23 protein-coding genes are annotated in these 26,783 nt (G+C 62.8%); 14 read left to right on the forward strand and 9 right to left on the reverse strand.

Features of this window, described 5'->3' with window-relative positions:
* Positions 1–464: 464 nt before the first annotated feature.
* Entirely contained in the window at positions 465–1,514 is a 1,050-nt protein-coding gene (locus NKI52_RS15125) for a LacI family transcriptional regulator (protein WP_352539436.1), read from the reverse strand.
* 393 nt (positions 1,515–1,907) lie between these two features.
* Between NKI52_RS15125 and NKI52_RS15130 the strand changes: the two genes are divergently transcribed.
* From NKI52_RS15130 to mgrA, 7 genes are all read left to right on the forward strand, one after another.
* The gene (locus tag NKI52_RS15130) at positions 1,908–3,146 is read left to right on the forward strand and encodes an ABC transporter substrate-binding protein (RefSeq protein ID WP_352698467.1); all 1,239 of its coding nucleotides are present in this window, start codon (positions 1,908–1,910) and stop codon (positions 3,144–3,146) included.
* 107 nt (positions 3,147–3,253) lie between these two features.
* A complete protein-coding gene (locus NKI52_RS15135) occupies positions 3,254–4,147 on the forward strand; it encodes a carbohydrate ABC transporter permease (protein WP_352698469.1) in 894 nt (297 codons plus the stop codon).
* Entirely contained in the window at positions 4,140–5,075 is a 936-nt protein-coding gene (locus tag NKI52_RS15140; RefSeq protein ID WP_352620230.1) for a carbohydrate ABC transporter permease, read from the forward strand. The genes NKI52_RS15135 and NKI52_RS15140 overlap by 8 nt, the downstream gene beginning before the upstream one ends.
* A 5-nt stretch (positions 5,076–5,080) precedes the next feature.
* Complete coding sequence (locus tag NKI52_RS15145) at positions 5,081–6,193, forward strand: ABC transporter ATP-binding protein (protein WP_352448362.1); 1,113 nt, start codon at positions 5,081–5,083, stop codon at positions 6,191–6,193.
* A 105-nt stretch (positions 6,194–6,298) separates the two neighbouring features.
* Complete coding sequence (locus NKI52_RS15150) at positions 6,299–7,045, forward strand: sugar phosphate isomerase/epimerase family protein (protein ID WP_023675224.1); 747 nt, start codon at positions 6,299–6,301, stop codon at positions 7,043–7,045.
* Between the two features lie 12 nt (positions 7,046–7,057).
* A complete protein-coding gene (locus tag NKI52_RS15155; RefSeq protein WP_352698471.1) occupies positions 7,058–8,206 on the forward strand; it encodes a Gfo/Idh/MocA family protein in 1,149 nt (382 codons plus the stop codon).
* A gap of 138 nt (positions 8,207–8,344) precedes the next feature.
* Entirely contained in the window at positions 8,345–9,391 is a 1,047-nt protein-coding gene (mgrA, locus tag NKI52_RS15160) for an L-glyceraldehyde 3-phosphate reductase (protein WP_352698473.1), read from the forward strand.
* A gap of 82 nt (positions 9,392–9,473) precedes the next feature.
* Here mgrA and NKI52_RS15165 read toward each other — a convergent pair whose 3' ends face one another.
* On the reverse strand, positions 9,474–9,803 hold the full coding sequence (locus NKI52_RS15165; RefSeq protein ID WP_352577436.1) for a DUF2934 domain-containing protein: 330 nt from the start codon (positions 9,801–9,803) through the stop codon (positions 9,474–9,476).
* Positions 9,804–9,993: 190 nt separating this feature from the next.
* On the opposite strand from NKI52_RS15165, the gene NKI52_RS15170 reads away from it, so the two are divergent.
* A complete protein-coding gene (locus NKI52_RS15170; protein ID WP_023675228.1) occupies positions 9,994–10,344 on the forward strand; it encodes a hypothetical protein in 351 nt (116 codons plus the stop codon).
* A gap of 67 nt (positions 10,345–10,411) precedes the next feature.
* On the opposite strand, the gene NKI52_RS15175 is transcribed toward NKI52_RS15170, so the two are convergent.
* Entirely contained in the window at positions 10,412–11,500 is a 1,089-nt protein-coding gene (locus tag NKI52_RS15175; protein ID WP_352568255.1) for a S1 family serine peptidase, read from the reverse strand.
* Between the two features lie 391 nt (positions 11,501–11,891).
* Between NKI52_RS15175 and NKI52_RS15180 the strand changes: the two genes are divergently transcribed.
* A complete protein-coding gene (locus tag NKI52_RS15180) occupies positions 11,892–12,974 on the forward strand; it encodes a trypsin-like serine peptidase (protein ID WP_352568254.1) in 1,083 nt (360 codons plus the stop codon).
* Positions 12,975–13,058: 84 nt separating this feature from the next.
* On the opposite strand, the gene NKI52_RS15185 is transcribed toward NKI52_RS15180, so the two are convergent.
* The 3 genes from NKI52_RS15185 to NKI52_RS15195 all read right to left on the reverse strand — a co-directional run bounded on the left by NKI52_RS15185 (position 13,059) and on the right by NKI52_RS15195 (position 16,443).
* Positions 13,059–13,490, reverse strand: coding sequence for a hypothetical protein (locus tag NKI52_RS15185; protein ID WP_352698475.1), 432 nt, complete (start codon positions 13,488–13,490; stop codon positions 13,059–13,061).
* 268 nt (positions 13,491–13,758) lie between these two features.
* The gene (locus tag NKI52_RS15190; RefSeq protein ID WP_352698477.1) at positions 13,759–14,139 is read right to left on the reverse strand and encodes a hypothetical protein; all 381 of its coding nucleotides are present in this window, start codon (positions 14,137–14,139) and stop codon (positions 13,759–13,761) included.
* A gap of 102 nt (positions 14,140–14,241) precedes the next feature.
* Complete coding sequence (locus tag NKI52_RS15195) at positions 14,242–16,443, reverse strand: caspase family protein (protein ID WP_352698479.1); 2,202 nt, start codon at positions 16,441–16,443, stop codon at positions 14,242–14,244.
* Positions 16,444–16,654: 211 nt separating this feature from the next.
* On the opposite strand from NKI52_RS15195, the gene NKI52_RS15200 reads away from it, so the two are divergent.
* Positions 16,655–17,059, forward strand: coding sequence for a Fur family transcriptional regulator (locus NKI52_RS15200; protein ID WP_023675234.1), 405 nt, complete (start codon positions 16,655–16,657; stop codon positions 17,057–17,059).
* A gap of 141 nt (positions 17,060–17,200) precedes the next feature.
* On the opposite strand, the gene NKI52_RS15205 is transcribed toward NKI52_RS15200, so the two are convergent.
* From NKI52_RS15205 to polA, 3 genes are all read right to left on the reverse strand, one after another.
* Positions 17,201–17,653 carry a hypothetical protein gene (locus NKI52_RS15205; protein ID WP_352568251.1) on the reverse strand — a complete coding sequence of 151 codons (453 nt, stop codon included), beginning with the start codon at positions 17,651–17,653 and terminating at the stop codon, positions 17,201–17,203.
* 94 nt (positions 17,654–17,747) lie between these two features.
* Entirely contained in the window at positions 17,748–18,026 is a 279-nt protein-coding gene (locus tag NKI52_RS15210) for a type II toxin-antitoxin system RelE/ParE family toxin (protein WP_352577441.1), read from the reverse strand.
* A 360-nt stretch (positions 18,027–18,386) separates the two neighbouring features.
* Positions 18,387–21,335, reverse strand: a complete 2,949-nt coding sequence (gene polA, locus NKI52_RS15215; RefSeq protein ID WP_352588498.1) for a DNA polymerase I — start codon at positions 21,333–21,335, stop codon at positions 18,387–18,389.
* A gap of 449 nt (positions 21,336–21,784) precedes the next feature.
* Here polA and NKI52_RS15220 point away from each other — a divergent pair, with 449 nt between their 5' ends.
* From NKI52_RS15220 to NKI52_RS15235, 4 genes are all read left to right on the forward strand, one after another.
* The gene (locus tag NKI52_RS15220; RefSeq protein ID WP_352698481.1) at positions 21,785–23,170 is read left to right on the forward strand and encodes a M20/M25/M40 family metallo-hydrolase; all 1,386 of its coding nucleotides are present in this window, start codon (positions 21,785–21,787) and stop codon (positions 23,168–23,170) included.
* A 103-nt stretch (positions 23,171–23,273) separates the two neighbouring features.
* On the forward strand, positions 23,274–23,894 hold the full coding sequence (locus NKI52_RS15225; protein ID WP_023675237.1) for a ribonuclease D: 621 nt from the start codon (positions 23,274–23,276) through the stop codon (positions 23,892–23,894).
* A gap of 43 nt (positions 23,895–23,937) precedes the next feature.
* Entirely contained in the window at positions 23,938–24,189 is a 252-nt protein-coding gene (locus tag NKI52_RS15230; protein WP_352698483.1) for a hypothetical protein, read from the forward strand.
* A gap of 291 nt (positions 24,190–24,480) precedes the next feature.
* On the forward strand, positions 24,481–26,733 hold the full coding sequence (locus NKI52_RS15235; RefSeq protein ID WP_352698485.1) for a transglycosylase domain-containing protein: 2,253 nt from the start codon (positions 24,481–24,483) through the stop codon (positions 26,731–26,733).
* Positions 26,734–26,783: the final 50 nt, after the last annotated feature.

Below are 26,783 nucleotides of genomic sequence, written 5' to 3' on the forward strand. Positions count from 1 at the left end.
TGTGCCAAGAATTTTTCCATGAGAACAAAAGTAGAATATGGGGCACTGACGAGCAATCGACATCCGAAACTTGTCCCCAATGTTAGTAAAATGGTTCTCTGGATATCCCGTCAGGCAACTTTGGGCGGTAGCCGGGTAAATCCGGCGTTAGTTCAAGCGGGTGGGGTCGCGCCTAACAGTAGGGTATCTGGGACGTCTGCGACGAGACGCGGTCATTGATCCAAGGCTGCCGTGCTCATCCGACTTATCTGCACCATCCAGATGTGCTAAGCTTGGCTGTGATTCCACGCCGGAGATGAGGTCGGCGGGCGAATGTCGGCTCTCCGGTGCAGTCAGCCCGGACCGGACCATTCGCTTCCGGCCAAAGGCTGCCAGTCAGCAGCGCATTTTCCAGCCAAGTGGAAGAATGCGGCTAAGACAAACAGATAGAGCGGGATGCCCAGTTCACTTTGAACATGTCCCGCTCACGCCGGGCGGCGATAGGCCTGGACTTCGCCCGGTTCGCTCAGGCTTTGCAAGGAGCCGGGGGCGGCGCCGCCGATCCAGCCCAGCACCGAGCGGGCGAGTTCGGCGCCGGCCAGCCGGAAGTTCTCGTTGACGACCAGCAATTCGCTGCGAAACAGGTGCAGAAGCTCCGACGATTGTTTGGACACCACATCGACATCGCGGCCAAGCTTGAGGCCGGCGTCTTCGATGCCGGCGACGATGGCGAGCGTCGCGGCGGCGGCGCTGCTGATGAAACCATCCGGGCGGCTTTCGCGGCGCATCAGCTGCGCGGTCCGCATTCTGATCTGCTCGATCGAATGATCGATCGAAACGGTGTTGAACGGAATCTCGCTGGCGCCGACCTCGCTCAGCGCATCGGCAAAGCCTGCGAGCGTATGGCCGTGATAGGTCAGCTCGACCGGCGGCGCCAACAGAGCCAGGCGGCGGCGGCCGAGGCCGGCCAGATGGCGCACTGCCTCGGCTGCGAAAGCGTAATTGTCGAAATCATGGTAGGGATGGATCAGCCCCATATCGGTGCGGCCATGCGTGGCAAAGGGGATGCCGCGCTCCAGCATATAACGGGCCCTCGGATCGTTCGGCTGCGTGCGCGAAATGATGACGCCGTCGGCTGAACCGGTTTCCACGAGGTAGCGGATCGGGTCGAGGGGATCCTGGGAGCGCGAGTAGGGTGTCACGATCAAATGGTAGGGCGTGTCGGCAATGACTTCGGAAACGCCGTAGATGATATCCGAGACAAAGCTCATGATCTCGTGCTCGGTGTTGAGCACCAGGCTGATGACATTGGTCTTGCCGGTGCGCAGGCGGACGCCGGCACGGTTGGGCCGATAACCGATCTGCTTGGCGACAAGCTGGACGCGCCGCCTGGTCTCGGCGCCGATCTCGGGCGCATCCTTCAGCGCGCGCGACACGGTGGTGACGCCCAGCCCGGTCATGAAGGCGAGCGTCTTCAGTGTCGGCCGGCCCTGGCCCGACGCTTCGTCGGCCTTCTCTTTTTGATGCCTGTTCATTCATCCCGCCCCGTCAGGCGCATAACAGTTGCCGGACAGGCCGGCAATCGGCCGGCCGCGGGTTCGCCGCGGGCTCTCACCGAATGAAACCGCTATATACTGAAACGTTACAGATTGTCACGACCATCGCCATATCACTGGTGACAGATGCAGAACGAGCGGTGCTGCAGTCGGTGCAAAACCGTGATTCGAACGGGCTTTTCCGATTTTTTGGCGTCGCAGCATTCCATTTTGCAGTGCAACCCCTCTTGTTGCGATGCGGCAGGCCGGCGAGCCGCGCGATTTTATTCGCGCTTCGAAAAAACTTGATGCCACCTTCGCCTGAGGGGTTGCGCGCCTCAAGCAATTGCCGTATCGAAAATCTGTAACGTTTCAGATTCTGGGAGGAACGAAATGCGATACCAACTCATGACTGCTGCGCTGGCTGCGACGGTCGCGCTGCAATTTGCCGGCCCGGCGGCCGCGACGGATCTGGAAGTCACCCATTGGTGGACCTCCGGCGGCGAGGCGGCAGCGGTCGCCGAACTCGCCAAGGCTTTCGACGCAACCGGCAATCACTGGGTTGACGGCGCCATCGCCGGCTCCGGCGGCACGGCGCGGCCGATCATGATCAGCCGCATCACCGGCGGCGACCCGATGGGCGCGACCCAGTTCAATCACGGCCGGCAGGCGGAAGAATTGGTGCAGGCCGGGCTGATGCGCGACCTCACCGATCTCGCCACCAAGGAAAAGTGGACGGAAATCGTGCAGCCGAAGAGCCTGCTCGACGGCTGTACCCTCGACGGCAAGATCTATTGCGTGCCCGTCAACATCCACTCCTGGCAGTGGCTGTGGCTGTCGAACGCGGCCTTCGAAAAAGCCGGCGTGCCGGTGCCGAAGAACTGGAATGAATATGTCGCTGCGGCGCCCGCGCTTGAAAAAGCAGGCATCCAGCCGCTCGCGGTCGGCGGCCAGCCCTGGCAGGCCTCCGGCGCTTTCGACGTGCTGCTTGCGGCGGTCGGCGGCACCGACGCCTTCCTCAAGGTCTACAAGGACAAGGACGCGGAATTCGCTGCCGGGCCCGAGGTCGCCAAGGTCTTCAAGGCCGCGGACGATGCCCGCAAGATGGCCAAGAACACCAATGTGCAGGACTGGAACCAGGCCACCAATCTGGTCATCACCGGCAAGGCGGGCGGCCAGATCATGGGTGACTGGGCGCAGGGCGAGTTCCAGGTTGCCGGCCAGACCGCCGGCAAGGACTATACTTGCCTTCCGGGCCTCGGTCTCAACGAGGTCATCGCCACCGGCGGCGACGCTTTCTACTTCCCGCTGCTGAAGGATCCCGAAAAATCGAAGGCACAGGAAGTGCTGGCCCACACGCTGCTCGATCCCAAGACGCAGGTCGCCTTCAATCTCAAGAAAGGCTCGCTGCCGGTGCGCGGCGACGTCGACCTCAAGGCGGCGAACGACTGCATGAAGAAGGGGCTCGAAATTCTCGCCAAGGGCAATGTCATGCCCTGGACCGACCAGCTGCTTTCGCAGGATACGCAGAAGCAGAAGGAGGATCTTTTCTCCGAGTTCTTCGCCAAGCAGGACATGACCGTGGAAGATGCGCAGAAGCGCTTCGCCGCCATTGTCAGTTCGGCCGATTGAGCGATCGACCGACCGCCTCACTCCCGCCCCTGCAAACGCAGGGTCGGGAGCTCGGGTCAAGGCCTCTTGACCCTCCGGCCCTTACCCGATCCAGCGCGGCTGTGCAGATGAGCAAGAGCGAACGCCCTAGCCAACTCTTTCGCAACCTCAATGCGAAGATCGCCTCGATCCCAATGATCCTCACCGCGCTGGTGATCTTTGTCGGCGGCAGCGCGTGGACGGTGCTTTATTCCTTCACCAGTTCGAAGCTCCTGCCACGGCTGAATTTCGTCGGGCTCGACCAGTACTACCGGCTGTGGTCGGTGCCGCGCTGGCTGGTCTCGATCGAGAACCTGCTGATCTACGGCGTGCTGTCACTGCTGTTCTCGCTGGTGATCGGCTTCCTGCTTGCCGCCCTGCTCGACCAGAAGATCCGGTTCGAAGACACGTTCCGGACCATCTTCCTCTATCCCTTCGCCCTCTCCTTCATCGTCACCGGCCTCGTCTGGCAGTGGTTGCTCAACCCCGAGTTCGGTGTCCAGGCAGTGGTGCGCAGCCTCGGCTGGGAGAGCTTCAGCTTCAATCCGCTCTATGATTCCAGCATCGTCATCTACGGCATATTGATCGCCGCTCTCTGGCAAGGCACCGGGCTCATCATGTGCCTGATGCTGGCCGGCCTGCGCGGCATCGACGAGGATATCTGGAAGGCCGCGCGGGTCGACGGGATACCGACCTGGAAGACCTATCTGTTCATCATCATACCGATGATGCGGCCGGTGTTTATCACCACGCTCGTCATCATCGCTGCCGGTATCGTCAAGATCTATGACCTTGTCGTCGCCCAGACCAGCGGCGGACCCGGCATCGCCTCCGAAGTCCCGGCCAAATATGTCTATGACTACATGTTCTTTGCCCAGAACCTCGGCCAAGGGTTCGCCGCTTCGACGATGATGCTGGTGTCGGTGATCATTGTCATCGTGCCGTGGGCCTATCTCGAGTTCGGAGGCAAGAAGCGTGTCTGACCATACCGTTTCATTGCCCGCTATTGCCGGCGCCGGCGGGCTCGAAGCCTACGGGCCGAGCGGGCCGAAGCCGCGGCATATGTTCTCGCGCCGCAACATCTTCCTTTACGGCACGCTCATCGTGGTGGCGCTCTACTATCTTTTGCCGCTCTACGTGATGGTGGTGACATCGCTCAAGGGCATGCCCGAGATACGCCTCGGCAACATCTTCTCGCCGCCGATGGAGATCACCTTCGAGCCCTGGGTCAAGGCCTGGTCGAGCGCCTGCACCGGGCTCAACTGCGACGGGCTGTCGCGTGGCTTCTGGAATTCGGTGCGCATCACCATCCCGTCGGTGATCTTGTCGATCGCGCTCGCCTCGGTGAACGGCTATGCGCTTGCCAACTGGCGCTTCAAAGGTGCTGACACCTTCTTCATCATCCTGATCGTCGGCGCCTTCATCCCCTATCAGGTGATGATCTATCCGATCGTCATCATCCTGCGCGAAGTCGGCCTTTACGGCAGCCTCAGCGGCCTGGTGATCGTCCATTCCATCTTCGGCATGCCGATCCTCACACTGTTGTTCCGCAACTACTTTACCTCCATGCCGGAGGAGCTGTTCCGGGCAGCGCGTGTCGACGGCGCCGGCTTCTGGGGCATTTATTTCCGCATCATGCTGCCGATGTCGCTGCCGATCTTCGTCGTCGCCATCATCCTGCAGGTGACCGGCATCTGGAACGACTTCCTGTTCGGCGTCGTCTACACCCGCCCCGACACCTATCCGATGACGGTGCAGCTCAACAACATCGTCAACTCGGTGCAAGGCGTGAAGGAATACAACGTCAACATGGCAGCCACCATCCTGACCGGCCTGGTGCCGCTGATCGTCTATTTCCTGTCCGGAAAATTGTTTGTGCGCGGCATCGCCGCCGGCGCGGTGAAAGGATGATGGCGATGAACGCAAACGGCAGCATTGCGGCAAACGGCACCAGCGTCTCGATCCAGAACCTGTCGCTGAATTTCGGTGCGATATCGGTGCTGCAGACGCTCAACCTCGATGTTGCCGAAGGCGAATTCATCGTGCTGCTCGGCCCGTCCGGCTGCGGCAAGTCGACCTTGCTCAACTGCATTGCCGGGCTGCTCGACGTTTCCGAAGGCCGCATCTTCATCAAGGGCAAGAACGTCACCTGGGAAGAGCCCAAGGATCGCGGCATCGGCATGGTGTTCCAGTCCTACGCGCTCTATCCGCAGATGACGGTGGAGAAGAACCTGTCGTTCGGGCTGCGCGTTGCCGGCCTCGCCAAGGACGAGATCGCCAAGCGCATCGCCCGGGCCGCCGAGATCCTGCAGATCGAACCGCTTTTGCATCGCAAGCCGGCGGCGCTGTCCGGCGGCCAGCGCCAGCGCGTGGCGATCGGGCGCGCACTTGTGCGTGACGTCGATGTCTTTCTGTTCGACGAACCGCTCTCCAACCTCGACGCCAAGCTGCGCGCGGAATTGCGCGTCGAAATCAAGCTGCTGCATCGCAAGCTCGAGAACACCATGATCTACGTCACCCACGACCAGATCGAGGCGATGACGCTGGCCGACCGTATCGCGGTGATGAAGGGCGGCGTCATCCAGCAGCTCGATGCGCCGCAGACCATCTATAACCGGCCGGTCAACCGGTTTGTCGCCGGCTTCCTCGGCTCGCCGGCAATGAACTTCCTCGACGGCAGACTGGAGCAAGCTGCAGGCGACTGGCACTTCGTCGCCGAGGATGTGCGGATACCGCTTGCCACCTATGCTTTCGAGAAGGACCCGGTGCCAGGGCCGGCCGTGTTCGGCATCCGCCCCGAGCACGTGGCGTTCAACAGCGGCACGGGATGGCCGTTCGCAGCCACGGCAAATGTCGAGGTCGTCGAGCCCATGGGTTCCGACACGCTGGTCTGGCTGAAGCTCGCCGGCCAGAATTTCACGGTGCGGGTGACAGCCGAGCGCACGCCAAACAACGCCGAGGCGGTCGGCATCGGTTTCGACCCGATGCGCGCCTCGCTTTTCGACGCCGCCACAGGTAACCGCCTCTAGAGCATGATTTAGCCTCCCAAGACTCTCCCACTCCCCAAGACTCTTCCACTCCCCCAAGACTCATCCCCCCAAAACTAACCATCCACAAGAAAACGGACAGAGACGATGAACTGGTCATTCCAACTTTACAGCGCCCGCAATTTCCAGCCCTGGGAGGGCGTGCTCAAGATGCTGGGGGAGCTTGGTTACAGCCAAGTCGAAGGGTTCGGCGGCGTCTATGACGATCCCAAGGCGTTCCGGGCCGAACTCGACAAGAACGGCCTTGCCATGCCGACCGGGCATTTCTCGATCGACGCGCTCGAGAAGGATTTCGACGGCGTGCGCAGGACGGCCGACGCGCTCGGCATCACGCTGCTCATCTGCCCGTTCCTGAACGCCGAGTTCAGACCGGCCGACACAGCCGGCTGGCGCGGCTTCGGCGAACGCCTGGCCAAGGTCGGCGAGACGGCCAGGAAAGCCGGCTATGGCTTTGCCTGGCACAACCATGATTTCGAGTTCAAGGCGCTTGCCGACGGCTCGGTGCCGCAGGACCATATCCTGTCCTCCGCGCCCGACATCGGCTGGGAGATGGACGTCGCCTGGGTGGTGCGCGGCGGCGTCGATCCGCTGCCCTGGATCGAGAAGCACGGCAAGCGCATCGTCGCCGTCCATGTCAAGGACTTGGCCAAGCCGGGCGAGGGCCTCGACGAGGACGGCTGGTCGGATGTCGGCCACGGCACCATCGACTGGCCCGGCCTGATCAAGGCGCTGCGCGCCAAAAGCGCCGCAAAATACTACGTCATGGAACAGGACAATCCCAACGATATCGAGCGCTTCGCCCGCCGCTCGATCGCAGCCGCCAAGACCTATTAGGAGCACACCAGCATGGCAACAAAACTTGGCATTGGCGTTATCGGCTGCGGCAACATCTCGAAGGCGTATTTCTCGCTGGCGCCGCTGTTTCGCGGCATCGAGATGCGCGCCTGCGCCGACATCAACATGGAAGCGGCGAAAGCGCGGGCAAAAGAGTTCAAACTGCGCGCCGAGACCGTCGAGGGGCTGCTCAAGGCCGACGATATCGACATCATCGTCAACCTGACCATTCCGGCGGTGCATTACGAGGTGTCGAAGCAGATCCTCGACGCCGGCAAGCACGTCTATTCGGAGAAGCCCTTCGTGCTGTCGGTCAAGGAAGGGCTCGACCTGAAAAAACGGGCGGAAAGCAAGGGGCTGCGCATCGGTTCGGCGCCCGACACCTTCCTCGGCGGCGCGCACCAGCTTGTCCGCGACCTGATCGACACCGGCAGGCTCGGCAGGATCACCAGCGGCACCTGTCATGTGATGAGCCATGGCATGGAGCACTGGCACCCCAATCCGGACTTCTTCTTCCAGCCGGGCGCCGGGCCGGTGCTCGACATCGGACCCTATTACATCACCAACCTGATCCAGCTGATCGGGGCGGTGAAGCGGGTCGCCGCCTTCGCTTCGATCCCGATGACGGAACGCATCATCAGCTCGAAGCCGCGCGCCGGCGAAAAGATCCCGGTCTCCACGCCGACGACGATCCACGGCGTGCTGGAATTCGAGAACGGCGCCGTGGTGACGCTCAACACCAGCTGGGATGTCTGGAGCCATGGCCACGCGCCGATGGAACTCTATGGCGAGGCGGGCACGGTGTTCGTGCCGGATCCGAACTTCTTCGGCGGCGAAGTGCGCTACACCGAAGCCGCCAAACCGGTGAAGAAGCTGCCGAAATGGCCGCATCCGTTCGGCGTGCCCAACGAGATGCATTCGCAAGGCATGATGGCCAACTACCGCACCGCCGGCCTTGCCGACATGGCGATAGCGATTACCGAAGGCAGGCCGCACCGCTGCTCGATGGAACTGGCGCTGCATGCCGTCGACGTCATGACCGGCCTGTTGCGCTCGGGCGAGACCGGAAAGTTCGTTGCCATGCAGACCAGCTGCGAGCGGCCCGCGGCACTCGGCGTCAAGGCGGCGAAGGAGCTGCTGGCGAAGAAGAAAACGAAGTAGGCGGCGCACCTCCCAAGGACCGCAACAGCCTCTCCCCGTTTGCGCGGGGAGAGGCTAAGGGTGAGGCTGGAGCCGACTTGCCCGTCATCGCGTCGGCAGCCGTCGGGCGCGTTTCGATATGAGATATGAGGATTTCCCATGCCCTATGTCCCCGCCGAGAACCGCTACAAAAAGATGATCTACAATCGCTGCGGGCGCTCCGGCTTGAAGCTGCCGGCGATCTCGCTTGGGCTGTGGCACAATTTCGGCGACGACACGCCGCATAGAACCAAGCAGGCGATTACGCGCAAGGCCTTCGACCTCGGCATCACGCATTTCGACCTCGCCAACAATTACGGCCCGCCGCCCGGCTCGGCGGAGCGGGCGTTCGGCGAGATCCTGCGGAAGGACTTTGCCGGCTATCGCGACGAGCTGATCATCTCGACCAAGGCCGGCTACGAAATGTGGGCAGGGCCTTATGGAGAATGGGGCGGCCGCAAATATGTGCTGGCCAGCCTCGACCAGAGCCTGAAGCGGATGGGGCTCGACTATGTCGACATCTTCTATTCGCACCGCTTCGACCCTGACACCCCGCTGGAGGAGACGATGAGCGCGCTCGATCATGCGGTGCGCTCGGGCAAGGCGCTCTATGCCGGCATTTCCTCCTACAATTCCCAGCGAACACGCGAGGCCGCCGACATATTGAAGCAGCTCGGCACGCCTTGCGTGATCCATCAGCCGAGCTATTCGATGCTCAACCGCTGGGTCGAGGATGACGGCCTGCTCGATACGCTTGAGGGGCTTGGCGTCGGCTCCATCGTGTTCTCGCCGCTGGCGCAAGGCATGCTGACCGACAAATATTTCGGCGGCATCCCCGATGGCAGCCGCGCCAGCCAGGGCAAGTCGCTGCGCCCGGCATTCATCAACGACAAGTCCGTCGCCAATATCGAGGCGCTGAACGTCATCGCCCGTCGCCGCGGCCAGACGCTGGCGCAGATGGCGCTGGCCTGGGTGCTGCGCCGGGGCAGGGTGACGTCGGCGCTGATCGGCGCCAGCCGGCCGGAACAGGTCGAGGATTGCGTCGGCGCGCTGAAGGCGCTCGACTTCAGCGATGCCGAGCTCGCCGAGATCGACACCTTTGCCCGCGAGTCGGACATCAACCTCTGGGCGGCATCGGCCGAGCGCAAGGGGCCGCCGAGGAAGTAGGCGACGACGGTCTGCGGTCCGGTTTCATCGAAAAGACGCGGCAGCGCGAACTGGTAGCTGTCTTCGACACGGTGGCCAGCGGCTAACCTTCGGCTGCCTTGAGGTTCCGCGCGGCTTCCTCGAGCGTCGCTCTGTCGTTGCCAAGCCTGTCGATCAGCTCTTGCGCCTGATCACCGGTTATCCCGGTGCGCATCGCCAGTGCCTCGACCGTCAGAACGTCGGAACTGGCGATCGTTCCAGTGGGACCGTGCTCGGCCGCGCCATCATCTGCCGGCACCGTTGTCGCGTCGTCGAGGTCAAGCTCATGTTTCGCCTGCTGCCAATGACGCTCATGTGCGCCGTGCGGGCGGCCCTCGCGCACCCAGATTTCATAGGCTCGCTGCCGAATTTTTTCATGCCGATCGTCGTCCATGGCGGTTCCTCCCTTGTGGCGTTTTCACCAACGCGGGGAGCGCCGGAACGATCCGATGTTGATGCCGAATTCGCAGACATGCCGGACAAAAGCCGGTTTCTCACCGAACAAACACCGGACATACGCGTTTTGCGGAGGAACCTGCACAGTGGGCCGGCCGTTGAGCCGAGCCTGAGCAAAGGAGATTACAATGGCCGACGAACCGAACGAATCCGCAGCACCGAAGATGACTCAACGTGAAGCTCAGGAAGCCCTGGAGAAGCAGGTCGCGCAGCTGAGGCGCGAGATCAACAAGATCAACCGAACCTTGGCCGAACGCGCGGAAGAGGCGATTGAGGACGCCGGCGATTGGTATGGCAACGCTGCTGAGCGCGCCTCGCGGACGGCACAAGCCCTGCGCAACAGGGCGCAGACAGTGTCCGGGGTTGTCCAGGAGAATCCCGGCACAATATCGTCCGCCTTCATACTCGGAGCGGCCGTAGGGGCGCTACTGGGCCTCGCCTTGGCCGCCACAGACCAGCGCCGCGATCGCTGGTTCTAGTCCCAACCTAAGGTTCCGGGCAGAAACGGCGGGATTGCTCCCGCCGTCATTCAGCAAATGACACCGGTCAGGGCGTGGCGGGCTTCTGCGCCGTGCCGAGGGCTTTGGGCGCTGCCGGCGCTGCCGTCTTCATCTTCTCTTCGATCCAGCCGGTGTAATTGGCCAGCCGCGTGTAGATGCCGTAGGCGTTCTTGTGGCCGCAGGCGGTGCTGCCGTCGGCCGGACCTTCGCCCCAGCTGACGACGCCGACCTGCACCGGGCCATCGGCGCCGGTCATGAATAGCGGTCCGCCGCTGTCGCCGTTGCAGGCGTCGCGCTCGCCGCTTGCGGTGCCGGCGCAGATCATGTTGCCGGTCAGCGGATCGGCCATGTCAGCTGCAATCGCGTTGGCGGCCGCCTCGATGCCCCTTTCCGAGTAACGCATGCGGCGGGCGAGCTCGCCGAGCGCTGCCTTCAAATCATGCGCATAAATCGCCTTGATGCCGCTGTTGCAGGTTGCGTTCGGCTGGAGGTCCAGGTCGGCGACCATCAGCGCGGTGGGAAACGCTCCGTCCTGCATCTTGCCCCAACCGGTGACCGTCGTCTTACCGGTGTCCGGTGTCGGCTCACGGGCAATTTTGATGGTCGGAGCATCGGCCGGCTCGGCCAGCCGGATCAAGCCGAGATCGTTGTCCAGCGTCTGCTCGCTATAGCCCTCGTTGACGATGATCTCCGCCGCCTTGTAGCGCTTGCCCTCGCTGAGATCGGTGGCGCCGGTGAGCACGGTGACCATATCAGGCGAAATCGGCTCGCCGTCGTCATTGAGGCAGTGCGCCGCCGTCAGCACCCATTGCGGCGCGATCAGGCTGCCGCCGCAGAACTGCGCATTCGCCTGCGAGGCCGGGCTTTTGTCCAGTCTGTTGGTGGTCAACAATGCCACCTGGAACGGGTAAGCGCCCTTCTCGGCCTCTTTGCCGCCGTAGACGCGATCGGCGCCGTCGGGGTTCTCCGCCTTGGCCTTGGCCCTGGCCTCGGCCACGCGTTTCATCGGCGAGATCGCCGCCTCCGGCCGCGCGGCCGCGTCCGTGGCATGAACGGAATTGACGGCCGGCAAGGCCGCCGCGATGCCGAGCAGTGCGGCGGCGGCAATCGGTCTGAACCTATGGATGATCTTCACCTCGAACCCCCTGAGACGATGTTCCCGACAGGTCAGTCGCCGACGCATGATCCACTGAAATGGAACCGGCCGGTGAGATCATGCTCCACGGCGAAGCATGATCCGTCACAAAGCCGAGCACCATTTCTGCTAGTCGTGCTGTCGAGCCAAACCCGCCCAAAATCCTATAGCCCCCCACGGGCTATGTGGAAGCAATTTGTCGTTGCCAATGTTGGATTATTTTAGGCAGTATACCGTTGCAGGCATTTTTGGCGGGGACCTAAACTGGCTGCACTGAATAATGGCCCGGTAAAGGTACCGGTAACCAATTTCATTTTTCTGCGCCACCACGATCTCGACAATATTTCTGTATCTTGATCCAGTCCTTGCTGACTTTTGGGAGAGTCTCACCATGACAAAACTGACATATAGCATTATTGCGTCCGCGTTGCTTTCCACCGCAATGTGGGCGGTTCCTGCCTTGGCAGCCGATCCAGGTTCCGCCAATGCCGGCAACGGCGAAAGCATGCGGGATGTGACATCGGGCGATTACAAGCCCGGCCGGGCGAAACCGATCGCCCCGCCGAAACTGACCGAGGACGAGGCCAACCGCGCCGCGCCGCTCACCGACGAAGCAACGGCCGTCAAATCCTATGGCATCGTCGGCCGCTCCGCCGATGGCAAGGACATCAAGATCGATCCGAACGAGACGCTGAAGGACCTTGTCATCAAGGAAATGAACGCGCCCGCCGAGGGACAGAAGTCCGAGAATTCCGGGCTGAGCGGAGGCGAAGAGGCCGGCCGCCAGGTGTTCGGGACGGACGACCGGGAGCAGATCAAGAATACCAAAACCTACCCGTTCACCGCGATCGGCTACCTCGAAGGCAAATCGAAAAGCGGCAGCTATGGCAGCTGTTCGGCAACACTGATCGGCCCGCGCACGGTGCTCACCGCGGCGCACTGCCTCTACAGCCACGAGGACAAGGCCTGGCTCGACGACATCCTGTTCGTGCCGGCTCTCAACGGCAAGACTGCCGACGACGCACCGTTCGGCGCCTTCACCTATGAAAGCGCCTATATCATCCAGGGCTTCATCGACAATTACCAGGGCTTTTACGGCTCGGTCGTGCCATGGGATCTCGGCATCGTCACCTTGAAGCAGGATGTCGGCACCAACCTCGGCTGGCTGGGCTATGCCAATTATGTGGATCTCGGCGATTTCACCGCCAACATCGTCGGCTATCCCGGCGACAAGCCGATGGGCACGATGTGGAAGGCGACCTGCGAAGTGCTCGCCGAACACATCGCCACCGAGTATTTCCAGTACGACTGCGACACGTATCCAGGATCGAGCGGCAGCTCGGTCTATGCCTACGACAATGGCTCCAAGCAGCGCGTCATCACCGGCGTGAACGTGGCCGAGAGCCCGGATGCCAACACAGCCGTGCGTCTGAACGCCATCAACGTCCAGTGGATCAACAGCCTGTACAAATAGGCCTGCAGAGTTTCCGCCGCGATCGTCGCGGAAAACCGGCCGGCGGCGGAGCATTTCCGTCGCCGGCTTTCGCATTTTCGGGAATTATCTGGACTGGGCCGAGGGTGGCGCCTGGCGGACATAGTTCTCGATCGGCTGGGCGAAAGTCGGTGAACCGGCCTTGCGTTCCTTGTCGATATAGCCGGCAAAATAGCTCCAGAACGAAGCGGCATAGTCGCGGAAATAGGAGTCGGCGACCTCACGCGAGCACAGCCTGCCTTCGACGCAGAAGGAAAGGCGGTTGAGGAAATAGACGATGCGGTCGAAATTGTCGCTGAACTCGGCAAGCGGCATGTCGCCGCCGGTTGCGCTCATCGCTTCGATGCCGATGCGCTGCCTGAACACCTGTTCCTCGGTCGGCGTCGGATTGGCACTGAGCAGATTGCCGTATTTGGCGTTGAGCGCCGCCAGGCGTTGCTTGAGGGCCCGTTGCGCCTGCTGGTAGTCCTTGCTTTCCCAGAGCTCGACCAGCGACATCGTCTGCTCGACGCGCTTCTGCTCCTGGTCGCTAGGAACTGGTAGACCGAAAAGATCAAGGTGAAGATGATCGCCAGGCGCACCAGCAATCCGGACCAGGCATAGACGAGCATGCGCCAGTCGCGATCGGTGAACGGGTTCGCCTCCTTCTTGACCTCGTGATTGCTCACCCACGGCAGGCCTTCGACGGTTTCCGGCAGCGACACCGGCTTCTTTTGCGGTACCGGCGCCGTCACTACCTGCTGCGTTGCGTTGCCCCCCGCTTTCGTCATCCGCAGCTGTCCAGTTCTATGGTGGCGGACGGGTCGAGCACGATGCCCGGCGCCTCCAGCTTCTTCTTCAGGCAATCCAGCTGCGCCCGCGAAACGATGAACTGCACGTCAGGCGCCACCTGCGCCTTGCTCGGCGACGGCAATGGTTCGACCACGCCGCGTGAGGTGCAACTGCTGAGATCGACGACAACGGCGGCGTTGCCGGTTTTGGAGATCTGGTCGTACTGGTCGAGAAAGCAACTCGCCAGTTCGGAATTGATGACGACCTCCTTGGCGCAGAGGCCGCAAGCCTCGTCCGCCGAAGCATTCGCGGCCAGCAACAGCCCGGCGACAAGGCCGGCGGTTGTTGCGCGCCAAGAAAATACGATCCTGTTCACGAACGCCCTCATCCGTTCCGTTCGGCCGCCGACAGCGGCGGTCGAAGAATGTTCATTATCAGCCGATTAGGCAAGAGGCCCGGCCGGGCACCTGACCCCGCCTCAGGCGCGCGGCACCGTCTCCATCGGGAAGATCATCACGGCGCCCTTCGACCCCTTGTCGTCGGTCAGCCGCATGGCCGACCGCGTCGCCGGCGCCATGCCGATATCGGCCAGCATGTCGGCGAAGCTTGGCTGTCCCAGTCCGCGCGTTACCGAGACAACCCCCTCTTGCGCCAGGAAACTCAGATCCTGCTTCTCGCTCTGCGGCGGTGCTTCGGTCAAGACGGCGATCATCCGCTCCATGCCGAAGCTGGTGTCGGTGAATTTGAACAGGCCTTCCTCGAGCACGGCGCCTTCGGTCAGGCGCTCGGCAAGAAAATGCTGGATGGAATAGTCGGAGCCGACATAGAGCACGTTGATGTCGACCAGGTTGGTCGAACCGTTCCTGGCCAGCACGTGGACCTGATCGTCGGGCGAAACACGCGGCACCGTCGACGGTTCGATCGGCTGCAGCGTGTCGCTGTCAAAACGCTTGATCCGGAACTCGACGCTGACCTCTTCCGGCCGATAATCGGAAGCGGCGGCCAGCCTCGACAGTCCGATGGCGCGGAAGATTTTCGTCAGATTCCCTGCGGCGGCCTCGATCAATTTTTCGCGGCCGTCCGGATGAATGACGATCAACGGCGGCTTGCTGCCGCCCTTGAGCGTCATGTCGCCCGAAGCCGGCAGGAACCACAGCGCCGGCGCGTCGGTGGCATCTTCTGCGGCGCCGGCAATGGCGTTCTCGCGCAGCACTGCGAGACGCAGATCTGCGCTCCTGCCCGGCTCGACCAGCGCGATGTGGAACCCTGAGCTCTCCCTGGCCGCCAGTTCGTCGAGAACCGAGTTCGCCAGCGCGGCCTCTTTCTCGAGGCCTTTGGCCGCTGCCGGCCGCGCGACCACGAGCTTGTAGTCGACGGCGAGCTCGGCCAGCCGCGCATAGGCATTGGCGGGGATGTCGGCCAGCTTGAGCGCCGGCTTGCCGCCGAACTCGACCGGCTTGACCCGGCTTTCCAGGTTTTTCGCCGACTGCACCTGGAGATAGCCAAGCGCCTCGGACAGCGGCGACAGCGCCGACGGCAATATTGCGAGCCTGCTGCCCGGGGTGAGGCGATGCAGCAGTCCGGCGCCGATCGTGGCTTTGTCATTCTCGATGACGATCGGCCATTGCATGACCGCGTCGGTCTTGTCGGTGCCGAAGACGCGGGCGTCGAGTTCCCCTTCGAACAGCGGCGTCGGCCGGGTGCGGCCGTCCGCCGAATATTGCTGCAGCACGGCCTGGCCGAGCTGGCGGTAGGTGATGTTGGGGTTCTCGGCCAGTTTCGACAGGATGGTGAAGGTGAACAGCCCGAAACGCGGTGCATCGGCCGTGCCCTTGGGCAGCGGCATCTCGGGCGTCGTCTCCACCGTCTGCGCCGCGTAGAAGGCGACCAATTTGCCCTTGGTGGTCGGCTCGGCGCCGGTCGGCGTCAGCTTGAAGGCCGGCTTGCGCTGCCCGTCCTCGTCAAAGCCGCGCGGCGCGGCCGACGCAATCTCGTCATAGGCTTTCACCGCAGCCGCCCTGGCAGCGTCGTCGCCGCCGACCAGATCGGCGAACTCGACCTTGCGTTCCAACTCGTCGTCGACCTCGGCGGCGCGCGTCGCAGTGCCGGAATGGCAGCAGTCGAACACGGCCCAGATAAAGGCGCCCTTGTCGCGAATAGCGTCGAGCGCGGTGCCGATCTCGTTGTCGACCAGCGCATTGGGCACGCCCTTTTCGCGGTTCACCCATTTGTCGATGTCGGACGGCAAGAAAATCTCGTCGAGGCCGTCCGTCTCGTCGCCCTTGTTCGCTGCCGGCTGCTGCGCGCCGTGACCGGACAAATGCAGGTAGACGAAATCGTCGCGCTGGACCTTGGCGGCAAGATCGGCCAACGCCGCCTTGATCGCCGCATGTGTCGGCGGTCCGTTGGCGCCTTCGACATCCTTGGCGAGCAGCGTGACGTTTTCGGCCAGGAATTTTACCGGCGCGGGCGTGTTCCCCAGGAGGTAATCGCGCACCAAGCCGGCATCGTTTTTCGGTCCGATCAGCCAGTTTTTCTTCGGCAGGTTCGGGTAATCGGTGCAGGCAACAAGCAGCGCATGGTAGGTGCGCGCCGCTGCGAATGCCCGAAACGGCACCAGGCCGGCAGCGGCCAGCGCGGACGTGCCGGCAAGCAGCGTCCGCCGCGTCACTTTGATCATGATTGCTTCCCCAAGCCCGATCGAATTTCCAAGCACGGCCAGCCTGGCCGAGGATTTTGTCAGTATTTTGAATATGGCGCCGCCGGCCAGCCGACCACCGGCTGCGAATAGAAACAGTAGCAAAAATGGCAGTTCGTCGCTATCTCAGTGGAAGAGGTCCGACTGCTTGCGAAATGGCAGCGATCGGCACGGAGCGGCTTGGAACAGGATCATGGCGGCAAGGGATGTACTGACGAAGAACCAGCTTTGCGTTCTCGAGAAGCTCGAGGCCGCCAGCGGCCCGCTCAGCGCCTATACGTTGCTCGACCAACTGCGCGAGCGCGGTTTTCGCGCGCCGCTGCAGGTCTACCGGGCGCTCGACACGCTGGTGAAATCCGGCTTCGTGCACAGGCTCGAAAGCCTCAATTCCTTCGTCGCCTGTGCCGAGCCGCACGACCACAGCCATTCGATGACGGCGTTTGCCATCTGCGACACCTGCGGCCAGGTGACCGAGTTCTCCGACCACGATGTCGGACACCGGCTCGACGAATGGGTGCGTTCGACCGGCTTCGCCGCCAAGAAGGCGGTGATCGAGTTTCGTGGGACATGTGCGAAGTGTTTGGCTGAAGCGGCTTAGCAAGCCCGAAGGCAACACTTCGAAGGCGGCGGGGCAGTATTCACGCCTCGCTGGTGGGCTCACGATGGTTCCTATGGTTTGGCGATAGCCTCCATGAGGCGGAAGCCGCCAGTCAACAAACGACCCGTTGCAGACATTCGGCTATGAAAGTGCAGTCCAAACTACCCTCTCAAGATCGGGAGAGTAGCGTGCGATGATAGCCTGTTGATCATTTTCCTGCGTCAGAATTATCTGCTTCCCAGTAGCGTCACCGAGCAATCGCATAAAGCGGTCAAGGTGCTCAACCTCGGTTTTTCCGCTGACTTGCCTTGGATCGAAGTCGAACTCAATTTCGATAACGGTGAAGAAGTGACATGCAAGCTGAATTGGCCCGACGTAAAAAGACAGTAAGCTGCCTGTTTCGCTTTCCAGGGCCGCTTCGACGCCCAATGGCATCGACTCGATCTTGCCGGAGACACTGAAACTAGCAGGCGGGGTCCATTCCAGGAGGATGTTCCAGACGCCCTGCCAATCTGCCTCAGACGTGTTCAGAACGTAGATGTCTCGCCATGAGCCGTCCCAAGCGAAATCCGATGCTATCTGTTCCCAATTCATGCATGAACCATTCTTGATGACTGCGGTTCTAGCATGACATACGCCATGAGTGCTTTCCACAAATCCCAAGTCCGCTTTCCACCTAGTTTACGGCCTAGCCAACCGGCTTCTTTGAGGTATGCCGGATGTGCAGGATTTCGATTGCATCGGAACGGGCACGATAGAAAACCTTGTAGGGGTAGCGACCTATGAAGAGAACGCGAACGCCAGGAATATCGGTCGCGTGGCCACTTTCTGGAAATTCGGCAAGTCGCGAAATCCCAGCTTGGATCCGAGAAACAACTGAAAGGGCGCCCTGGGGCGCCCGCTCGTCGAGGTAGTTGAAAATCGCCTCGCGTTCGGCAAAGGCCTGCCGCGTAAATCGGACCTTCATAGTCTGCGGCGGGTGTCTGCCGCGCGAACCGTATCCTCATCTACGAAAGTGCCGTGGTCGGCTTCTGCGAGTCCCGTTGTGATGGCGCTGCGCTCTGATTCCGACGTGGCATACACTCCGGTTCGGCGCGCCTCGATGACGCGGGCATAGTCGGCAAGCTCCTCCTGGTCTTCGCGAGGCCAAGCTTCCGCGTGCTTTACCAGGTTCTCGAGTGTCTTCGTGATCATGGGGGCAGTATACCACACCGCTGCTTTTCGTGAACCTTGAGAAAAGATGGCTCAACGGGCGCGTAGGCTGATGAAGGTAGGCCACATCAGAATATTGGGGCTCCTCAACAGGAAGTCGATATCCGTCCCCGCCCTAATGCGCCTCTTCCCAGTTGTTGGCGGCGCGGGCGTCGACGTGCAGCGGCACCGACATCGACACCGCCGGCATGGCCGCGTTCTCCATGACGTGGCACACGACCGGGATCGTCGCCTCGACCTCGGCTTCGATGGTCTCGAAGACCAGCTCGTCATGCACCTGCAGCAGCATGCGGGCGGAAAGCCTGGCTTTTTCCAGGGCATCGTCCATACGGATCATGGCGCGGCGGATGATGTCGGCCGCGGTGCCCTGCAGGCGGGCGTTGATCGAGGCGCGCTCGTTGAAGGCACGGACCGAAGGATTTGACGATCTGATTTCCGGATAGTGGATGCGGCGGCCGAAAATGGTCTCGACGAAGCCGTGCTCGCGGGCATAGGCCTTGGTCGCATCGATATAGTCGCGGATGCCGGGGAAGCGCTCGAAATATTTCTTGATGTAGTCGCCGGCTTCCTCGCGCGCGATCGACAGCTGGTTGGCGAGGCCAAAGGCCGAAATGCCGTAGATGATGCCGAAATTGATCGCCTTGGCACGGCGGCGCACTTCCGAAGGCATGCCCTCGACCGGCACGTTGAACATTTCGGACGCGGTGATGGCGTGGATGTCGGCGCCGTCGGCGAAGGCCTGCTTGAGCTGCGGGATTTCGGCGACGTGGGCCAGCACGCGCAATTCGATCTGGCTGTAGTCGGCGGAAACCAGCTTGTTGCCCTTGTCGGCAATGAAGGCCGTCCTGATCTTTCGCCCCTCGACGGTGCGTACCGGAATGTTCTGCAGATTGGGATCCGAGGACGACAGCCGTCCGGTCGTCGTCGCGGCAAGCGCGTAGGAGGTGTGGACGCGCTTGGTGTCGGGATGGATGAAGCCGGGCAGCGCATCGGTATAGGTCGATTTCAGCTTGGTCAGCTGGCGCCAGTCGACGATCTTACGCGGCAATTCGTGGCCTTCGGCGGCGAGGTCTTCGAGAAGCTGCGCCGAGGTCGACCACTGGCCGGTCTTGGTTTTTGAACCGCCGGGCAGACCCATCCTGCCGAACAGGATGTCGCCGAGCTGTTTTGGCGAGCCGATGTTGATGCGTTCGCCGACCAGCTGGTAGATCTCGTCCTCGAGCCGTGCGGCACCCTGTGCCAGTTCGCCGGAGAGCCGCGACAGGATCTGCCGGTCGACGGAGATGCCGCGCTGCTCCATCCGTGCCAGGACCGGCACCAGCGGCCGTTCCAGCCGTTCATAGACCGAGACCAGGCCCTTGGCGGCAAGCCGTGGCTTCAGCACCTGCCAGAGCCTGAGCGCGACGTCGGCGTGCTCGGCCCCGTAAGCCGTCGCCTTGCCGAGGTCGGCCTGATCGAGGCCGACGAAGCTTCTTCCCGAACCGGCCAGTTCCTTCAGCGGAATGGTCGCGTGGCCGAGCCATTTATCGGCCAGCGCCTCCAGGCCATGGCCACCATGAGTGCCGGCCTCAAGCACGTAGGAGATCAGCATGGTGTCGTCATAGGGGCCGATCTCGATGCCGTGACGGCTCATGACGACAAGGCGGTATTTCATGTCGTGCACGATCTTGAGGACGGATTTGTCCTCGAGCAGCGGCTTGAGCAACGCCAGCGCGTCGCGGATCGGGATCTGGTTTTCGACCGCGCCGCCGCCGAGCAGGTCGCCATTGCCGTTTTTGTGGGCAAGCGGCACGTAGGCGGCGTGGCCGGGCGCGACGGCCATGGCAAGGCCGATCAGTTCGGCCCGCATCGGATCGGGCGAGGAGGTCTTAACGTCGAAGGCGACGATGCCTCTCTCCATCGCCTCGGCGATCCAGACCTTCAGCGTCGCGGCGTCGCGGATGCAGGCGTAGGCGCTGGTGTCGATCTTGCGGGCGGTGGCAGCCTCCAGGCGAAGCGCCGAAAGCAGGGATGGGGTGTCGCCTTGCTTGGCTGCGGCCGGGGCTTCGAGTGCCGCTTTGTCCGACGGCGGTGCGCTCTCGGCGGCCGCGGGCGCGCCAAAACCCATATCGGGGCCATGCGCGGTATCGGCACGCTCTATGGTGACGGGGGTGGCTGGAACGTCGCCCGCGTCGGTTCCGGTCGCTTCGGCCACGCGGCGGGTCAGCGTCGAGAATTCCATGGTCTTGAGAAAGCCGATCAGCCTTGGGCCGTCCGGCGCGTGCAACACGAACTCGTCGAGCCCTTCGGTCACCGGCACGTCGTTCTTCAGCGTCACCAGGTCACGCGAGATGCGCGCCTTGTCGGCATTGGCGATGATCGATTCGCGCCGCTTGTCCTGCTTGATCTCGCCGGCGCGGGCGAGCAGCGTGTCGAGGTCGCCGAACTGTTCGAGCAATTGCGCCGCCGTCTTCGGCCCGATGCCGGGCACGCCCGGCACATTGTCGACCGAATCGCCGGTCAGCGCCTGCAGGTCGATCATTTTCTGTGGCGGCACGCCCCATTTCTCGATCACCTCGGGAACGCCGATCTGGCGGTCCTTCATCGGGTCGTACATGGCAACCGTTGGGCCGACCAGTTGCATCAAGTCCTTGTCGGAAGAGATGATGGTGGTGTCGGCGCTGGCTTCGCAGGCAAGCCGGCAATAGGTGGCGATCAAATCGTCGGCCTCGTAGCCTTCCGTCTCAAGGCATGGCAGGTTGAAGGCCCTGGTCGCCTGGCGGATCAGGCCGAATTGCGGGATCAAATCTTCCGGCGGCGCCGAGCGGTTGGCCTTGTATTCGGGGTAGAGGTCGTTGCGGAAGGTCTTCGACGAATAATCGAAAATCACGGCGAAATGCGTCGGCACGATGCCGACATCGGTGTTGCGGGCGTCCTGCGTCAGCTTCCAGACCATGTTGCAGAAGCCGAGCACGGCACTGGTCGGCAGCCCGTCGGACTTGCGGGACAGCGGCGGAAGCGCGTGATAGGCACGGAAGATGTAACCGGAGCCGTCGACAAGGAAGAGATGATCGCCTTTTTTCATGGCACGAGGGATAGCGCGGCGCAGCGCCGCGGTCCATGCCAAAGGCGGCTTCCGCCAAGGGTTCCGGCAACACCCTGACAAATGGCGTGCGAGCTTGGCCGGCCCTGCCGGCCTGGCCGGAGCTTTGTTCGCTCACGCCTATGTTACAAAAGTGTAATTTTTGTGCCCTTGAATCGCCACGTTCGCAGACACAGATAAACGCCATCGGCAGTTTTCGCCGAAGTCCGGAGCAAGGCCCGTCCCCCGCCTATCCCGGACACTTGCGGCAGCCTATCCCCCCTCTCCGGGCTGCCGCATCGTTTCGAGTAAGGCCGCCGTGGTTCCCCCTCCACCACGGCGGCATTTTTTTGCCTTTCGATAAGATCCTGCCTTGTGGCCTAACGGTCGCGGGCTTTCCGTTTCGCCGTATGGGCTCTAGATTCGCCGCCAGAATCGAAAGGCCCCGCCAGATGTCCGCAGTTTCCCCTGTTCTCGACCGCCTAGACAAGAACTTCGACCAGAGCCTGGAACGCCTGTTCGGCCTGCTCGGCATCAAGTCGATCTCCACCGATCCGGACTATGCCGCCGACTGCCGCAAGGCCGCCGAATGGCTGGTCGCCGAGCTCAAGCTGATCGGCTTCGACGCCAGCGTGCGCGACACGCCGGGGCATCCGATGGTGGTCGCGCATCACGATGGGCCGGCGGGCGCGCCGCATCTGCTGTTTTACGGCCATTACGACGTCCAGCCGGTCGATCCGATCGAGCTGTGGGAAAGCGACCCGTTCGCGCCGGCGGTCAGGGAGATCGAGCCCGGCCACAAGGTGATCACCGGACGCGGCGCGGCCGACGACAAGGGGCAGCTGATGACCTTCGTCGAGGCCTGCCGCGCGTGGAAGCAGGTGCATGGCGGATTGCCGTGCCGAATCACAATCCTGTTCGAGGGCGAGGAGGAGTCCGGATCGCCGTCGCTGAAACCGTTTCTCGAGGCGAACGCAGATGAGCTCAGGGCCGATTTCGCGCTGGTCTGCGACACCGGCATGTGGGACCGCGATACGCCGTCGATCTGCGTCTCGCTGCGCGGGCTGGTCGGCGAGGAGATCACGGTGAGCGCCGCAGACCGCGACCTGCATTCCGGGCTCTATGGCGGTGCGGCCGCCAATCCGATCCGCATCCTGGCAAAGATCCTGGCCGACCTCCACGATGCGGATGGTCACGTCACCATTCCAGGTTTTTATGACGGCGTCGAGGAAACGCCGTCGCAGATATTGCAGTCGTGGCTGTCGCTCGGCGAGACGGCCGAGACCTTCCTCGGCCCGATTGGCCTGTCGATTCCGTCCGGCGAAAAGGGCCGCTCGGTGCTCGAGCTCACCTGGGCGCGACCGACGGCCGAGTTCAACGGCATTATCGGCGGCTATACCGGCAAGGGCTTCAAGACGGTGATCGCCGCGCAAGCCTCGGCAAAAGTCTCCTTCCGCCTGGTCCACAAACAGGATCCGGCAAAAATCCGCGCCGCCTTCCAGGCATTCGCCAGGGAGCGCGTTCCGGCCGACTGCTCGGTCGAATTTCATCCGCATGGCGGCTCGCCGGCGATCCAGCTTTCCTACGACTCGCCCTTCCTCGCCAAGGCCAAGCAGGCGCTATCCGACGAATGGCCGAAGCCGGCGGTGGTGACCGGCAGCGGCGGCTCGATCCCGGTGGTCGGCGATTTCCAGACCTATCTCGGCATGGAATCGCTGCTGGTCGGTTTCGGTCTCGACGACGACCGCATCCACTCGCCGAACGAGAAGTACGAGATGAGTTCCTTCCACAAGGGCCAGCGCTCCTGGGCGCGCATTCTAGAGGCGCTGACACGCTGAAATTGCGCCAGACTCAAGTTTTTGTTGATTTTTCGCCGGATCGCGGCAAGGACGGGCACGGTCCGTCGCGCATCGCTGCACGGGGCCGCGACCGGAGAAGACGATGAGCGACATACGTTTCCACAAAAACGATCTGCCCGGCCTGCTGCATTACGATGTCGGGGCGGTCGCCATCGACACCGAGACGCTGGGGCTGAACCCGCATCGCGACCGGCTCTGCGTCGTGCAGATCTCGCCGGGCGATGGCTCGGCCGACGTCATCCAGATCGCGCCCGGCCAGAAGAAGGCGCCGAACCTCGTCAGCCTGCTGAAGAACCGCAGCATCACCAAGCTGTTCCATTACGGCCGCTTCGATCTCGCCGTGCTCTACAACGCTTTCGGCGTCATGCCGGAGCCGGTGTTCTGCACCAAGATCGCGTCGCGGCTGACGCGCACCTACACCGACCGGCACGGGCTCAAGGACATCTGCTTCGAGCTTCTCGGCGTCGGCCTATCGAAGGCGCAGCAATCATCGGACTGGGCCGCCGAGACGCTGTCGCCCGAGCAGCTCGAATATGCCGCCTCCGACGTGCTCTATTTGCACCGGCTGCGCGACGTGCTCAGCGCGCGGCTGGCGCGCGACAACCGGACCAGGGAAGCCGATGCCTGCTTCCGCTTCCTGCCGACGCGTGCGAAACTCGACCTGATGGGCTGGGATGAAGAGGACATCTTCGCCCACAGCTGATGGCCCTCTGGCACTTTAACGCCGTCGGCCGGGAGGAACTGAAATGGCTGCCCGAAAATCAATCGAAACGGCACCGAAGGACGGTTCCAAGGTCACCGTCTACTGGCAGGATAGCGACGGCGTGATGAACGAGAGCATCGCGCAATACCGTTCGCTCGACCGGCTGAAGGCGGCCGGCGGCGACTGGGACGAAAGCGACGCCGGCTGGTGGGCCTATACCGACGGCCATACGCAAAGGAAGATCGAGCCGATCCGCTGGCGGCCGGCCTCCGACGACCCGGATGCCGACGACTGAGGGTTGTCGCAACCGCCGAACTGAAGTGATTATTCTGAGGCAAAGCATATTTTGTTCTTGCTTTGTGCCGGCAGCTATGCTACTAATTTCGCTATGGTGCTCATTGGCTCCAGCGACCCGCCCGCCGAGGCGGGTTTTTCATTTCCGGCTTTGGCGCTGTCGCGGGCCGCAGCCGTTCGGCAAGCGACTGAATACAGTTTATTTCGATTTTTCCCGACTTAACCCGCCTTTAAACCGCCGCATCTAGTCTTCAACCCCAACGCCATAGGCATGGGGAAGACAGCACAGCGCATGGCGAACCGGAAAGACAGCCGCATCGAGCCCAGCTTCGAGGCATCGCCGGGGGCGAGATCCTCGGCGGGTTTTTCGGTAAGCGAGGAGGACCGCGTCGTGCCGAGCAACCGAAAAGCCGCTGCAAAGCGCAAATCGTCCAAGGCCAAGCCGCCGCGCGGCGGGCGCGGCAAAAGCCGGCGCGGCGTGTTCGGCGTGCTTGCCCGGCTGTTCTACTGGTGCTTCGTGCTGGCCATCTGGGGCGGCATCGCCACTGCCGGCATCGTCGTCTATTACGGCGCGAAAATGCCGGCGGCCACCACCTGGGCCATTCCCGATCGCGCCCCCAACATCAAGATCGTCTCGGTCGACGGCCAGCTGCTTGGCAATCGCGGCATGAGCGGCGGCGAGGCCGTCGGCCTGCACGAAATGTCGCTCTATATTCCCGAGGCCGTCATCGCCATCGAAGATCGCCGTTTCTATTCGCATTTCGGCATCGACCCGATCGGCCTTTCCCGGGCCATGGTGACCAATGTGCTGGGCGGGCATTTTTCGCAGGGCGGCTCGACGCTGACCCAGCAGCTGGCCAAGAACCTGTTCCTGACGCCGGACCGCACGCTGGAACGCAAGGTGCAGGAAGTGCTCTTGGCGCTGTGGCTGGAGCACAAGCATACGAAGGACCAGATCCTCGAAATGTACCTCAACCGGGTTTATTTCGGCTCTGGCGCCTATGGTGTCGAAGCGGCCTCGCGCCGCTATTTCGGCAAGAGCGCGCGTGACGTCACGCTGTCGGAGGCCGCCCTTCTCGCCGGCCTGCTCAAGGCGCCGTCGCGGCTGTCGCCGGCGCGCGACCCGAAGGCGGCCGAGCAGCGCTCGCAGCTGGTGCTCGCCGCGATGCGCGACGAGGGCAAGATCAGCGCAAAGGAGCAGACCACGGCGATGAGCGCGCCGGCGACACGCGCGCCGTCCTACTGGACCGGCTCGGAAAACTACGTCGCCGATACGATCATGGAAGAACTGCCCGACCTGATCGGCGACGTGCGCCGCGATATCGTCGTCGACACGACCGTCGATCTGACGCTGCAGAAACTCGCCGAGCAATCGATCCGCCGGCTGATCGATCAGAGCGGCAAGAAGCTCAATGTCAGCCAGGGCGCGCTGGTGTCGATCGACAATTCCGGCGCGGTGCGCGCGATGGTCGGCGGTTACGACTATTCGACCAGCCAGTTCGACCGCGCCTCGGAGGCGCGCCGGCAGCCGGGCTCGGCGTTCAAGCCGTTCGTCTACATGGCGGCGCTGGAATCCGGCCGCACGCCGGACAGCGTGCGCAACGACGCGCCGATCAAGATCGGCAACTGGACGCCCGACAATTACGGCGGCAAATATTTCGGCAAGGTGACGCTGGCGACGGCGCTGGCAAAATCGCTGAATTCGGTTGCCGCGCAGCTGACCATGGAAGTCGGGCCGAATGCGGTGGTCGAGGCGGCGCACCGCATGGGCGTCCAGTCCGAGCTGACGGCCAACACATCGATCGCGCTCGGCACCTCGGAAGTGACGCCGCTGGAACTGACCTCGGCCTATGTTCCCTTTGCCAATGGCGGTTATAAGCCCGACATCCATTTCATCCGCCGCGTCACGACGAGCGACGGCAAGGTGCTCTACGAAAACAATGGCGGCGGTGCGCCGCGGGTCGTCAATCCCGATGTTGTCGGCATGATGAACTCGATGATGACCGGCACGGTCGAGATCGGCACGGCCAGGAAGGCGGCGTTCGCCTGGCCGGCGGCCGGCAAGACCGGCACCAGCCAGAATTCGCGCGACGCCTGGTTCATCGGCTATACAGCCAATCTGACCACCGGCGTCTGGTTCGGCAATGATGACGGCAGCGCGATGAAGAAGGTCACCGGCGGCGCGCTGCCGGCGCAGGCCTGGCACGAGTTCATGGTCGCCGCGCATGAGGGCGTGCCGGTGCGGCCGCTGCCTGGAACCTGGAAGTCGACGCCGCCCGACACCATCGTCCCGGACGACATACCGTCCGACACGGCGCCGCCGGCGCCGGTCGCTTCCGTTGGCCAATCGGCGCCGCCTGCAGCAGCTACCCAGCCGGCTTCGCGTCCCGTGCGTCCTGCCGAGACGGTCGATGCCGGCGGCCTGGCCATGCCGGGGGTCGACAGCGCCACCGCATCGATCAAGCATCCGGTGCCGCCCGGCAATGTCGGCGGCCCGGTCAAGAAGCGGCAGACGTCGATCCTGGACATCCTGACAGGCGGCTGAACAACAGGCCCCCTCGCCACCGCTGCCGCGTTCCGCTACATCTCCCGTTT

Origin of the sequence: Mesorhizobium sp. M0590, assembly GCF_040320905.1 — a bacterium.
Taxonomy (GTDB): domain Bacteria; phylum Pseudomonadota; class Alphaproteobacteria; order Rhizobiales; family Rhizobiaceae; genus Mesorhizobium.